General features: G+C 72.1%; 13 protein-coding genes. 10 read left to right on the top strand and 3 right to left on the bottom strand.

The window, feature by feature from the left end:
• Positions 1 to 2: 2 nt before the first annotated feature.
• The 5 genes from F1C76_04005 to F1C76_03985 all read left to right on the top strand — a co-directional run bounded on the left by F1C76_04005 (position 3) and on the right by F1C76_03985 (position 3,877).
• Positions 3 to 974: a F0F1 ATP synthase subunit gamma gene (locus F1C76_04005; protein QNG35870.1), complete on the top strand. Its 972-nt coding sequence runs from the start codon at positions 3 to 5 to the stop codon at positions 972 to 974.
• Between the two features lie 61 nt (positions 975 to 1,035).
• Complete coding sequence (atpD, locus tag F1C76_04000; protein ID QNG35869.1) at positions 1,036 to 2,481, top strand: F0F1 ATP synthase subunit beta; 1,446 nt, start codon at positions 1,036 to 1,038, stop codon at positions 2,479 to 2,481.
• Positions 2,482 to 2,749: 268 nt separating this feature from the next.
• Positions 2,750 to 2,965 carry a hypothetical protein gene (locus F1C76_03995; GenBank protein ID QNG35868.1) on the top strand — a complete coding sequence of 72 codons (216 nt, stop codon included), beginning with the start codon at positions 2,750 to 2,752 and terminating at the stop codon, positions 2,963 to 2,965.
• A gap of 86 nt (positions 2,966 to 3,051) precedes the next feature.
• The gene (locus F1C76_03990; protein ID QNG35867.1) at positions 3,052 to 3,441 is read left to right on the top strand and encodes a F0F1 ATP synthase subunit epsilon; all 390 of its coding nucleotides are present in this window, start codon (positions 3,052 to 3,054) and stop codon (positions 3,439 to 3,441) included.
• Positions 3,442 to 3,472: 31 nt separating this feature from the next.
• Positions 3,473 to 3,877 carry a DUF2550 family protein gene (locus tag F1C76_03985; protein QNG35866.1) on the top strand — a complete coding sequence of 135 codons (405 nt, stop codon included), beginning with the start codon at positions 3,473 to 3,475 and terminating at the stop codon, positions 3,875 to 3,877.
• Here F1C76_03985 and F1C76_03980 read toward each other — a convergent pair.
• The gene (locus F1C76_03980) at positions 3,874 to 4,491 is read right to left on the bottom strand and encodes a cob(I)yrinic acid a,c-diamide adenosyltransferase (GenBank protein QNG35865.1); all 618 of its coding nucleotides are present in this window, start codon (positions 4,489 to 4,491) and stop codon (positions 3,874 to 3,876) included. The genes F1C76_03985 and F1C76_03980 overlap by 4 nt on opposite strands.
• A gap of 89 nt (positions 4,492 to 4,580) precedes the next feature.
• On the opposite strand from F1C76_03980, the gene murA reads away from it, so the two are divergent.
• Positions 4,581 to 5,864 (top strand): UDP-N-acetylglucosamine 1-carboxyvinyltransferase, encoded by a 1,284-nt coding sequence (murA, locus tag F1C76_03975; GenBank protein QNG35864.1) that lies wholly within the window; start codon positions 4,581 to 4,583, stop codon positions 5,862 to 5,864.
• On the opposite strand, the gene F1C76_03970 is transcribed toward murA, so the two are convergent.
• Positions 5,861 to 6,184, bottom strand: a complete 324-nt coding sequence (locus F1C76_03970) for a hypothetical protein (GenBank protein QNG35863.1) — start codon at positions 6,182 to 6,184, stop codon at positions 5,861 to 5,863. The genes murA and F1C76_03970 overlap by 4 nt on opposite strands.
• 138 nt (positions 6,185 to 6,322) lie before the next feature.
• On the opposite strand from F1C76_03970, the gene F1C76_03965 reads away from it, so the two are divergent.
• On the top strand, positions 6,323 to 8,323 hold the full coding sequence (locus F1C76_03965) for a protein meaA (protein QNG35862.1): 2,001 nt from the start codon (positions 6,323 to 6,325) through the stop codon (positions 8,321 to 8,323).
• Here the strand turns inward: F1C76_03965 and F1C76_03960 are convergent.
• Complete coding sequence (locus F1C76_03960; GenBank protein ID QNG35861.1) at positions 8,310 to 9,038, bottom strand: DUF2071 domain-containing protein; 729 nt, start codon at positions 9,036 to 9,038, stop codon at positions 8,310 to 8,312. The two genes, F1C76_03965 and F1C76_03960, sit on opposite strands and share 14 nt — an antisense overlap.
• A gap of 63 nt (positions 9,039 to 9,101) precedes the next feature.
• Here F1C76_03960 and F1C76_03955 point away from each other — a divergent pair, with 63 nt between their 5' ends.
• From F1C76_03955 to nucS, 3 genes are all read left to right on the top strand, one after another.
• Positions 9,102 to 9,875 (top strand): enoyl-CoA hydratase, encoded by a 774-nt coding sequence (locus F1C76_03955; protein QNG35860.1) that lies wholly within the window; start codon positions 9,102 to 9,104, stop codon positions 9,873 to 9,875.
• Between the two features lie 152 nt (positions 9,876 to 10,027).
• Positions 10,028 to 11,392, top strand: a complete 1,365-nt coding sequence (locus tag F1C76_03950; GenBank protein ID QNG35859.1) for a dicarboxylate/amino acid:cation symporter — start codon at positions 10,028 to 10,030, stop codon at positions 11,390 to 11,392.
• Between the two features lie 46 nt (positions 11,393 to 11,438).
• Positions 11,439 to 12,110, top strand: a complete 672-nt coding sequence (gene nucS, locus F1C76_03945; protein ID QNG35858.1) for an endonuclease NucS — start codon at positions 11,439 to 11,441, stop codon at positions 12,108 to 12,110.
• The last annotated feature ends 35 nt before the right edge of the window (positions 12,111 to 12,145 follow it).

The raw sequence follows: 12,145 nt of genomic DNA, 5'->3' as shown, positions 1-12,145 counted from the left end.
CGATGGCTGCTTCCCTCCGCGCGCTGCGGCGCCGCATCCGCTCCACCCGGTCGACGAAGAAGATCTTCTCGGCCCAGGAGCTGATCGCCGGTGCCCGCATCGTGCGCGCCCAGAACCGGGTCGAGGCCTCCAAGCCCTACGCCCGGGAGATCACCCGGGTGCTCTCGGCGCTGGCGTCCTCGGCGAGCCTGGACCACCCGCTCCTCACCGAGCGGGAGAAGCCGGGTCGGGTGGGGGTCCTCGTGATCACCTCCGACCGTGGCTTCGCGGGCTCGTACAACGTCAACGTGCTGCGTCGCACCGAGGAGCTCCTCGGTCTGCTGCGCAGCGAGGGCAAGAACCCGGTCCTCTACGTCGTCGGTCGCAAGGGCGAGACGTACTACCGCTTCCGTGACCGTCCGGTCGAGGAGACCTGGACCGGGTTCTCGGAGCAGCCGAACTACAGCGACGCCCAGGCCGTCGGCAGCACGCTGATCGAGGCCTTCACCGCAGGCCTGGACGACGACGAGGCCGGCGGCGGGGCCGACGGGATCGAGGGCGTGGACGAGCTCCACATCGTCTACACCGAGTTCCGCTCGCTGCTGGCGCAGGTGCCCGTCGCCAAGCGGATGGCACCGCTGGAGGTGGAGGAGGTCGACGAGTTCGAGCACGAGCGCGAGGACGCCGCGGCCGGCCAGAAGGCCACCGACGGTCCCACCTCGTCCTACGAGTTCGAGCCCTCGGCCGAGGCGCTGCTGGACGCGCTGCTGCCGAAGTACATCAGCACCCGGATCTACGCGGCGATGCTCGAGTCCGCCGCGTCGGAGTCGGCCTCGCGCCGCCGGGCGATGAAGTCGGCCTCCGACAACGCCGAGGAGCTGGCCAAGAACCTGTCCCGGCAGGCGAACGCAGCCCGCCAGGCCGGGATCACCCAGGAGATCAGCGAGATCGTCGGCGGTGCCGACGCCCTCGTCTCCACCGGGTCGGACGTCTGATGTCCGCCCGCACCACCACGCTGCACGCGAGCACGACCCACCGAGCCAGGAGAGCGACACGATGACCCTCACCGAGGACCGTCCGAGCACGAGCGAGACCACCGGCTCCGGCCGCGTCGTCCGGGTCACCGGCCCGGTCGTCGACGTCGAGTTCCCCCGCGACGCCATGCCCGAGCTGTTCAACGCCCTCAAGGTCGACGTCACCCTCGCCGACCTGGGCAAGACGCTGACCCTCGAGGTCGCCCAGCACCTGGGTGACAACGTGGTCCGCACCATCTCCATGGCCCCCACCGACGGCCTGGTCCGCGGTGCCGAGGTCCGCGACACCGGCTCGGCCATCTCGGTGCCCGTCGGGGACGCCGTCACCGGCCATGTGTGGAACGCCCTGGGCGAGTGCATGGACACCCCCGGCTACGGCGACGACGGCGAGCGCTGGACCATCCACCGGCACGCGCCCAAGTTCGACCAGCTCGAGGGCCGCACCGAGCTGCTCGAGACCGGCATCAAGGTCATCGACCTGCTCACGCCCTACATCAAGGGCGGGAAGATCGGCCTGTTCGGCGGGGCCGGCGTCGGCAAGACGGTCCTCATCCAGGAGATGATCCGTCGCGTCGCCCAGGAGTTCGGTGGCGTCTCGGTGTTCGCCGGTGTCGGCGAGCGCACCCGTGAGGGCAACGACCTCATCACCGAGATGACCGAGTCCGGCGTCATCAACTCCACCGCCCTGGTCTTCGGCCAGATGGACGAGCCGCCGGGCACGCGTCTGCGCGTGGCCCTGTCGGCGCTGACGATGGCGGAGTACTTCCGCGACGAGAAGGACCAGGACGTCCTCCTCTTCATCGACAACATCTTCCGGTTCACCCAGGCCGGCTCCGAGGTCTCCACGCTGCTGGGCCGCATGCCCTCCGCGGTGGGCTACCAGCCGACCCTGGCCGACGAGATGGGCGAGCTGCAGGAGCGGATCACCTCGACGCGAGGGCGTTCCATCACCTCGCTGCAGGCGATCTACGTGCCCGCCGACGACATCACCGACCCGGCGCCGCACACCACGTTCGCCCACCTGGACGCCACGACGAACCTGTCGCGGCCCATCTCGGAGAAGGGCATCTACCCGGCCGTGGACCCGCTGGACTCCACCAGCCGGATCCTCGACGCCCAGTACGTCGGGCAGGAGCACTACGACACGGCGTCGGAGGTCAAGCGGATCCTGCAGCGCTACCAGGAGCTGCAGGACATCATCGCCATCCTCGGCATCGACGAGCTCGGTGAGGAGGACAAGGTCACCGTGAACCGGGCCCGTCGCATCGAGCGCTTCCTGTCCCAGAACATGTTCGTGGCCGAGGCCTTCACCGGGCAGCCGGGCTCCTACGTGCCGCTGACCGAGACCCTGCAGGCGTTCAAGGCGCTGACCCAGGGCGAGTACGACCACGTGCCGGAGCAGGCCTTCTTCATGTGCGGTGGGCTCGAGGACCTCGAGCGCAACGCCGACAAGCTCAAGAAGGGCTGAGCCACCGGCTCAGGCACCACCCACCACGACGGCCGGGTCCCCGCACGGGGGCCCGGCCGTCGTGCGTGCCGGGGAGGGGTGACCCCCGCCTCGGGGCTAGGGTCGGCACGTACGGGAGCGCAGTGCAGCGGTCCGTCAGACCCCCGCGCGCCTGGTCCGTGTCACCCTTCCGGGTGGATGATGCGGTACGCATGCGTCTCGGGGGCCCGTGCGACCGAACATGACAGCAGGAGCCCGGGTGGACCGGGCACAGTGGTGAGGAACGACCGTGGGGAACGACAGCGAACCGGGTGCACCGGCGGCGACCATCAGCGCGTCCGCCGACGTCGACGACCCGATGGACTGGAGCTGGCCGCCCTACGCACCGCTCGAGCCCGCCGGTGGCCGCCGGTTCGACTGCGTGGAGTGGGCGCCCAGCTCGATCGTCCGTCGTCCGCTCGTGCGGGTGGGTCGCTGGACGCTGCTCTACCGCCGCGGCCACTGACCATCGGCCACCGCTAGGCTGTGGGGGACCCGTCGCCGTCTGGTGACCAGCGCACCGGTTCGTCCGGTGGACCCCCGAGGAGTGTCGTGGCGACCCTGCAGGTCGAGCTCGTTGCCGTGGAGCGCAAGATCTGGTCCGGCGAGGCCAGCACCGTCATCGCCCGCACCACCGAGGGCGAGCTCGGTGTGCTGCCCGGCCACGCCCCGCTGCTCGGTGAGCTGGCTCCCGGCGGCGTCGTGCGGATCAAGCCGGTCGACGGCGACGAGCTCGTCGTCGCCGCGCACGGCGGCTTCCTCTCGGTCACCGAGAAGGGCGTCTCCATCCTCGCCGAGACCGCGGAGATCTCCACCGAGATCGACGTGGAGCGGGCCCGCGAGGCGCTGCGCCGCGCGGAGGCTGCCGAGGACGACGAGGAGACCCTCGCCGCCGCGCGCCGGGCCCAGTCCCGACTCCGCGCCGCCGGCCAGGACGCCTGAGCCCCTCCCGCCGAGCCTGGACCCCGCGACCGTGACCACGCTGCTGCTGGTCCTGGCCGGGGTCCTGCTCGTGGCCCTGGTGGCCACGTTCCTGCTCCGCCGGCACTTCCTGCTCTCCGGCCTCGGCGCGGTCACCATGTGGCTGCGTCCGGTCGGTTCACCCCGCTGGTCGGTGGGGGTGGCCTGGTACTCCGGTGAGCAGCTGCTCTGGTACCGGGCCCTGTCGTTGTCGGTGCGCCCCAACCAACGGCTGTGCCGCACCGAGTTCCACGTCGAGGGCCGTCGCCGCCCGACGCCGGAGGACGGAGCCGTGCCGCAGGACAGCCAGGTGCTGATCTGCCGCACCGGCGCCGGCCCCCAGGAGCTGGCGATGGACACCTCGACCGTGACCGGCTTCCTCTCCTGGATCGAGTCGGCGCCCCCGCTCGGGCGCTAGTCCGTCGGTCGCTCGGACATCGCGGCCCGCTGGGCGTGCACCCCGCTGTGCGCGCCGGGCTCCCACAGCACGTCCCCGCCCGGGTTGGCCTCCCGGGACAGGATGAACAGCAGGTCCGAGAGCCGGTTGAGGTACTTCGCCGTCTCCTCGTTGGTGCGCTCGGCGTCGGCCTCCAGCAGGGCCCACACGCTCCGCTCGGCCCGTCGGGTCACCGTGCGGGCCTGGTGCAGCAACGCGGCCAGCGCCGTGCCGCCGGGCAGGATGAACGAGTTGAGCTTGGGCAACGCCTCGTTGTGCTCGTCGCAGGCCGCCTCCAGCCGCTCGGTGTAGGCCGCGGTGATCCGCAGCGGCGGGAACTCCGGCGACGGCGTGATCGGCGTGCACAGGTCGGCCCCGACGTCGAAGAGGTCGTTCTGCACGCTGCGCAGCAGCTCGGTGAGCTCGGGTGTCGGTGCCCCCACGGCCAGTGCGATGCCGATGACGGCGTTGGTCTCGTCCACGTCGGCGTAGGCGGCCAGCCGGACGTCGGTCTTGGCCACCCGGCTCATGTCGCCGAGGTGGGTCTGGCCGGCGTCGCCGGTCTTCGTGTAGATGCGGGTCAGCCGGACGGTCATGCCCCGACCCTAGTGACAGGACCCGCTGCCCCCCACTCCTCGCAGGCTCGCAGCGGGACCCTGCAGCGGGCCGACGTACCGTGCTCTGCGTGGAGTGCTTCCAGGTGACCGGCGGGACGGCGCTGCGCGGACGGGTCCGGGTGACCGGTGCCAAGAACAGCGCGCTGAAGCTGATGGCGGCGGCGCTGTTGGCCAGCGGACGGACGACGCTGGAGGAGGTCCCGGACATCCTCGACGTGGCGATCATGAGCGAGGTGCTGCGCCGGCTGGGCTGCGGCGTGACGTTCGAGCGGTACACCGACGGCCGCGGGGGCGGGGGCGGCCGGGTGGTCGTGGACGTCCCGGAGATGCCCTCCAGCGAGACCGACTACGACCTGGTCCGCCGGATGCGTGCCTCGATCAGCGTTCTCGGTCCACTGGTCGCCCGCTGCGGGACGGCCAAGGTGGCGCTGCCCGGCGGTGACGCGATCGGCTCGCGCGGGCTGGACATGCACGTGGCCGGCCTCGAACGGCTGGGCGCCACGATCGTCAGCGAGCACGGCTACCTCATCGCCACCGCCCCCCGGCTGGTCGGCACCTCCATCTGGCTGGACTTCCCGTCGGTCGGGGCCACGGAGAACCTGGTGATGGCCGCGGTGCTGGCCGAGGGCACCACGGTGGTCGACAACGCCGCCCGCGAGCCCGAGATCGTCGACCTCTGCACGATGCTCAGCGCGATGGGCGCACAGATCTCCGGTGCGGGGTCCTCGACGATCACCGTCGAGGGCGTCACCGAGCTGCACCCGGTCGAGTACACGACCGTGCCCGACCGGATCGTGGCCGGCACCTGGGCGATCGGGGCGGTGATGACCCGGGGCGACGTCGTCATCGAGCGCGCCGCCATGGAGCACCTGCACGTGGCCCTGGACAAGCTGGTCACCGCGGGTGCGACCGTCGAGCAGGTCGAGGGCGGGGTCCGGGTCGCGATGGCCGATCGGCCGCGTTGCGTCGACGTCGTCACCCTGCCGTTCCCCGGCTTCCCGACCGACCTGCAGCCGATGGCGGTGGCGCTGGCGGCGGTCAGCACCGGGACGGCGCTGATCACCGAGAACGTCTTCGAGGGCCGGTTCATGTTCGTCAACGAGCTGGTGCGCCTGGGTGCCGACGTCCGCATCGACGGGCACCACGCCGTCGTCCGCGGCCGGGAGAAGCTCTCCAGCGCCCCGGTGCTGGCCACCGACATCCGGGCCGGGGCCGGCCTCGTGCTGGCCGGGTTGTGCTCGGACGGCGTCACCGAGGTCGCCGACGTGCACCACGTGGACCGCGGTTACCCCGACTTCGTCGAGCAGCTGCGCGGGCTGGGCGCCACCGTCGAGCGGACCACCCGCGACTAGTTGGTGAAGGAGCTCGCCAGCACGCGGGCCTGACCGGCGTCCTCGGGGAAGACCAGGACGTCGGCCCGGTGCGGGGCGGGGAAGCGGACCGTCGACCGGATCCCGGCGTCGGACAGCACGGCCCGCAGGGCCAGGGCGGACTCCCGCCTGCTCAGCGTGGCCACCCGGGTGAGCAGCCCGTCGTCGGCGGAGGGCGCCTTCGTGGCCTTGGGGGTGTTCGAGGCGAACGCCCAGCGCAGGAAGAACGACAGCACCAGCAGCATGACGCCGGCGATGGCCGGTCCCACGGCGTAGTGCAGGCTGCCGGCGTCGATCGGCACGGCGGTGCTCCCTCGGGCTCGTCGTCCACGGGGGAGTGGACCGATCCGAGTGTGCCACCGGTGCACGGGCCGGGGGAGAGCTGGGCGTGACGTGTGCAACAGGGTCGCTACCGGCCGGTAGCCCTAGGATCCGCGGACATGCCGTTCCCTTCAGCGCCGAAGGACCGCGACCGCCCCTGGGTCATGCGCACCTACGCCGGTCACTCCTCACCCGTCGAGTCCAACGCCCTCTACCGGCGGAACCTGGAGAAGGGCCAGACCGGTCTCTCGGTCGCCTTCGACCTGCCGACGCAGACCGGTTACGACCCCGACGACGAGCTCGCCGTGGGCGAGGTCGGCAAGGTCGGGGTGCCGGTGAGCCACATCGGCGACATGCGGGCGCTGTTCGACGGCATCCCGCTGGACCAGATGAACACCTCGATGACGATCAACGCCACGGCGATGTGGCTGCTGGCGCTGTACCAGGCCGTCGCCGGGGAGCACGGGCACGACGTGGCCGCCCTGACCGGGACCACGCAGAACGACATCGTGAAGGAGTACCTCTCCCGCGGGACCTACGTGTTCCCGCCGGCGCCGTCGATGCGGCTGATCACCGACATGGTCGCCTACACCGTCACCACGATGCCCAAGTGGAACCCGGTGAACATCTGCAGCTACCACCTGCAGGAGGCCGGGGCGACGCCGGTGCAGGAGATCGCCTACGCGATGAGCACCGCCATCGCGGTGCTGGACTCCGTCCGGGACTCCGGCCAGGTGCCCGAGGAACGCTTCGGCGAGGTGGTCGCCCGGATCTCCTTCTTCGTCAACGCCGGGGTCCGGTTCGTCGAGGAGATGTGCAAGATGCGCGCCTTCGGCCAGCTCTGGGACGAGCTGACGGCCGAGCGGTACGGGGTGACCGACGCCAAGCAGCGGCGCTTCCGCTACGGCGTGCAGGTCAACTCCCTGGGCCTCACCGAGGCCCAGCCGGAGAACAACGTGCAGCGGATCGTGCTGGAGATGCTCGCGGTCACGCTGTCCAAGGACGCCCGGGCCCGAGCGGTGCAGCTGCCGGCCTGGAACGAGGCACTGGGGCTGCCCCGGCCCTGGGACCAGCAGTGGTCGCTGCGGCTGCAGCAGGTGCTGGCCTTCGAGACCGACCTGCTGGAGTACGAGGACCTGTTCACCGGCTCGGTCGTGGTCGAGGCCAAGGTCGCCGAGCTCGTCGAGGGCGCCCGCGCCGAGATCGCCCGGGTGCAGGAGATGGGCGGCGCCGTCGCCGCCGTCGAGACCGGCTACATGAAGGGCGAGCTGGTCGGCTCGCTCGCCGAGCGTCGCCGCCGGATGGAGTCCGGGGACGACGTGGTGGTGGGGGTCAACCGGTTCACCTCCACCGAGCCCAACCCGCTGACCGCCGACCTGGACACCGCGATCCAGACCGTGGACCCGGCCGTCGAGGCGTCGGCCCAGCGGGCCCTGGAGCAGTGGAAGGCCGACCGGGACGACGACCGCGCCCGGGCCACGCTGCAGGCGCTGCGCGAGGCCGCGGGCACCGACACCAACCTGATGGCCGCGACGCTGGACTGCGCCCGCGCCGGGGTGACCACGGGGGAGTGGGCCGGGGTGCTGCGCGAGGTCTTCGGGGAGTACCGGGCACCCACCGGGGTGTCGGCGGCCAGCACCGGGGAGGCCGACGTGTCGCTGACCGACGTCCGCGAGCGGGTGCGGGCCACCGGCGAGGAGCTGGGCGGCCGGCTGCGCTTCCTGGTCGGCAAGCCCGGGTTGGACGGGCACTCCAACGGCGCCGAGCAGATCGCCGTCCGGGCCCGGGACGCCGGATTCGAGGTCGTCTACCAGGGGATCCGGCTGACCCCGGCGCAGATCGTCTCGGCCGCGGTCGAGGAGGACGTGCACGTCGTCGGGTTGTCGGTGCTCTCCGGCTCGCACCTGCAGGTGGTCCCCGCCGTGCTGGCCGGGCTGCGCGAGGCCGGGCTGGACGACGTCCCGGTGGTGGTCGGCGGCATCGTGCCCGACGCCGACGCGCGCGTGCTGCGCGAGCAGGGCGTGGCCCGCGTCTTCACCCCGAAGGACTTCGGGATGACCGACATCATGGGCCAGATCGTCGACGTCGTCCGCGAGGCCAACGAGCTCAGCGTGAGCTGAGCCAGCCGAACCGGACGTCGACGCCGGGGGAGAACAGCACGCTGTCCGGGGCGCCGGTGACCGGCACCCCGGCGGCGGCGGTCAGCGACTCGTCGAGCTCGACCAGCTCGGCGCGGTGCAGCGGCCACTCCGGGTGCTCGTTGGCCCAGTAGGCGGTGCGGCCGTAGAACGGCTCGTGCAGGCCCCACCGGGAGGTGAGGAACCGCTCGACGGGGCCGGGGTCGGTGATGGCCTCGCCGACCCGCACGGTGATCGCGCTGTGCGCCGTCATCGGGCTGGGCCAGCGGCGCAGCGAGGTGTAGCGCCGCAGGTCGCCGTCCCGGGTCACCCGCATCCGGGCGTAGACGTAGGGCAGCCGCGCGGCCCAGCGCGCGGCGGCCACCGGCAGCAGCCGGTCGGCCTCCAGCGAGGCGAAGACGACGCCCCGCCGGCCGCGCTCGTCCACCGAGTAGAGCCGCACGTTGGTCTCGGCGAAGGAGCCCAGGTACGGCAGCCCGGGCAGGCCGAAGAACCCGATGCGGCGCATCCGGAACGGGATGAGCCCGACGTAGGTGACGCCGTCCAGGGTGTCGGGCACGGTGCCGGCCGGCAGGTGCGGGGCGACGAGTGCCGGGTCGACCGCCCAGTGCAGGAACGCCAGGTCGCGCCAGCCCTGGGTGAACAGGGTGCGCTCGACCGGGCGGGGGGTCGTGGTGGTGACGGGTTCGGGCTGCACCTGTCGAGGATGCCCACGCCGGCGGACTCGACACCGCCTCCGGAGCGTGGTGTGGTCGGTCACATGACCACCGAGGGTGCGCCGCGGGTCGAGCGGCACGAGGACGTCGTCACCATCACCATGGCCCGGCCGGCCCGGCGCAACGCGTTGTCCCGCGAGCACCTGACCCAGCTCCTGGCCGCGGTCACCGAGGTGGGCGGCTCCGACGCCACCGGCATCGTGCTCGCCGCCGAGGGGCCGGTGTTCAGCGCCGGCCACGACTTCGCCGACGTGGCCGACCAGCCGCTGGCCGACGTCCGCTCGCTGCTGGTGCTGTGCACCGAGCTCATGCAGACCCTGCACGAGGTGCCCCAGGTGGTGCTGGCCCGCGTGCACGCGCTGGCGACGGCGGCCGGGGCCCAGCTGGTCGCCTCCTGCGACCTGGCGGTGGTCGCGGAGTCCGCCGGCTTCGCCGCCCCGGGCGGGAAGGGCGGCTGGTTCTGCCACACCCCGATGGTCGCGATCGCGCGCAACGTGGGCCGCAAGCGGGCGATGGAGCTCGCGCTGACCGGGGACGTCATCGACGCCCGGACGGCGCTGGACTGGGGGCTGGTGAACCGCGTCGTCCCCGACGACGAGCTCGACGACGCCGTGGCCGACCTGATGGCCCGGGCCACCCGCGGCTCGCGGGCGTCCAAGGCGTGGGGCAAGCAGACCATGTACGCCCAGCTCGACCGGCCCGAGCGCGACGCGTACACCCAGGCCGTCGAGGTGATGGCCGCGGCGTCCCAGCTCGACGGCGCGCGCGAGGGCATGGCCGCCTTCCTGGGCAAGCGCCCCGCGGTGTGGACCGACTGAGGGCGGGAAGACCTGGGCGCCCGCGTGGTTGGACTCCGTGTGCGTGACCTGTGGCTGACCAAGCGGAGGGTCGTCGACTTCGGTCGGGTGACCTCGGAGGGTTGACGACGGCGCAGCCCCGCCGTCCGTCCCCTCCCCGAAAGGCCCCACCCGTGTTCTCTCGCCTCCGCCGCGTGCCCTTCGCGGCCCAGGTCGGCATCGCCCTCGTCCTCGGCGTGCTCCTCGGCCTGCTGGCCCGCTCGATCGGCACCGTGCCCGGCTCGTTCGTCGACGGCGAGCTGGTCCCCGGCACCGACCAGAACTGGCTGACCTCGACGCTGGACACCATCGGCTCGACGTTCGTCGGGCTGCTGCGGGTCATCGTGATCCCGCTGATCGTCACCGCGATCATCGTCAGCATCGCCAACCTCAAGCAGGTCGGGAACGCCGCCCGGCTGGCCGGGCAGACGCTGCTGTGGTTCGCGATCACCGCGCTGATCGCGGTGGGCATCGGCATCGCGCTGGGCCTGCTGACCCAGCCCGGCCGCAACAGCTCGGTCGCCGAGTCCGCCGCCGCCGAGCCCTCGAGCACCGGCTCGTGGTGGGACTTCCTCACCGGCCTGGTGCCCTCGAACATCCTGGGCCTGGAGGGCTCCGCCGACGGGTCGCTGTCGTTCAACGTGCTGCAGCTGATCGTCGTCTCGGTCGCCGTCGGCATCGCCGCGCTCAAGGTCGGTCAGGCCGCCGAGCCGTTCCTGTCCTTCACCCGCTCGGCCCTGGCGATCGTGCAGAAGGTCCTCTGGTGGGTCATCCTGCTGTCCCCGCTGGGCACCCTGGGCCTGATCGGCAACGCCGTGGCCAGCTACGGCTGGGAGTCCCTGGGCAGCCTCGGTGTCTTCGTCGGTGCCGTCTACGCCGGGCTCGCCATCGTGCTGCTGGTCGTCTACCCGGTGCTGCTCAAGCTGCACGGGCTCTCCCCGAAGCGGTTCTACGCCGGCGCCTGGCCGGCCATCCAGCTCGGCTTCGTCTCCCGCTCCTCGATCGGCACGCTGCCGGTGACCGAGCGGGTCACCGAGGCCAACCTGGGCGTCCCGCGCAGCTACGCCTCCTTCGCCGTCCCGCTGGGCGCGACGACGAAGATGGACGGCTGTGCGGCGATCTACCCGGCGCTGGCCGCGATCTTCGTGGCCCAGTTCTTCGGCGTGGACCTCGGGATCACCGACTACCTGCTCATCGCCCTGGTGTCGGTCGTCGGCTCCGCCGCCACCGCCGGGGTCACCGGCGCGGTCGTCATGCTGACGCTGACGCTGTCCACCCTGGGCCTGCCGCTGGCCGGGGTCGGCCTGCTGCTGGCCGTCGACCCGATCCTCGACATGGGCCGGACGGCGACCAACGTCGCCGGCCAGGCGCTGGTGCCCACGATCGTCGCGAAGCGCGAGGGCATCCTCGACCGGGCGGTCTTCGACTCGACCTCGACGGTCGACCCGATCCGCTCGCTGGGCGAGACCGACGCGGAGAAGCAGCCCGCCACGGTCTGAGTCACCGGTACGGAGCACGGGCGTCGGCGCGGTAGCGTCGGCGCCCGTGCGTCTGGTCATCGCGAAGTGCTCCGTGGACTACGTCGGTCGGCTCACCGCCCACCTGCCGCTGGCCACCCGTCTGCTCCTGGTCAAGGCCGACGGGTCGGTGTCGGTGCACGCCGACGACCGGGCCTACAAGCCGCTGAACTGGATGAGCCCTCCGTGCTCCCTGAAGGACGAGCTGGTCGACGGTGCGGGCACCTGGACGGTGACCAACAAGGCCGGTGAGCAGCTCATCGTCACCATCGAGTCGGTGGTGCACGACGTGAAGCACGAGCTGGGGCCCGACCCCGGCCTGCAGAAGGACGGCGTGGAGGCCGAGCTGCAGCGGCTGCTCGCCCTGCACGTGGAGACCTTCGGGGCCGGCTGGTCGCTGGTGCGCCGGGAGTACCCCACCGCGATCGGGCCGGTCGACCTGCTGTGCCGGGACGCCGGGGGCGCCGTGGTCGCGGTGGAGATCAAGCGGCGCGGGGAGATCGACGGCGTGGAGCAGCTGACCCGCTACCTGGAGCTGCTCAACCGCGACCCGCTGCTGGCCCCGGTCAAGGGCGTGTTCGCCGCCCAGGAGATCAAGCCCCAGGCCCGGGTGCTGGCCGCCGACCGGGGGATCGACTGCCTCACCGTCGACTACGCCGTCCTGAAGGGCACCGACGACCCGTCCGCCCGGCTGTTCTGACGGGTCGGGTGACCGTCACCGCCATGGTGGTTACC

Source organism: Geodermatophilaceae bacterium NBWT11, assembly GCA_014218215.1.
Classification (GTDB): domain Bacteria; phylum Actinomycetota; class Actinomycetes; order Mycobacteriales; family Geodermatophilaceae; genus Klenkia.
This window is presented reverse-complemented; position numbering and strand designations above follow the sequence as displayed.

Coding starts and splice junctions, on each gene's coding strand:
- F1C76_04005 (QNG35870.1), top strand. CDS start 3: ATGGCTGCTTCCCTCCGCGCGCTGCGGCGCCGCATCCGCTCCACCCGG.
- atpD (QNG35869.1), top strand. CDS start 1,036: ATGACCCTCACCGAGGACCGTCCGAGCACGAGCGAGACCACCGGCTCC.
- F1C76_03980 (QNG35865.1), bottom strand. CDS start 4,491: ATGACCGTCCGGCTGACCCGCATCTACACGAAGACCGGCGACGCCGGC.
- F1C76_03965 (QNG35862.1), top strand. CDS start 6,323: ATGCCGTTCCCTTCAGCGCCGAAGGACCGCGACCGCCCCTGGGTCATG.
- F1C76_03955 (QNG35860.1), top strand. CDS start 9,102: ATGACCACCGAGGGTGCGCCGCGGGTCGAGCGGCACGAGGACGTCGTC.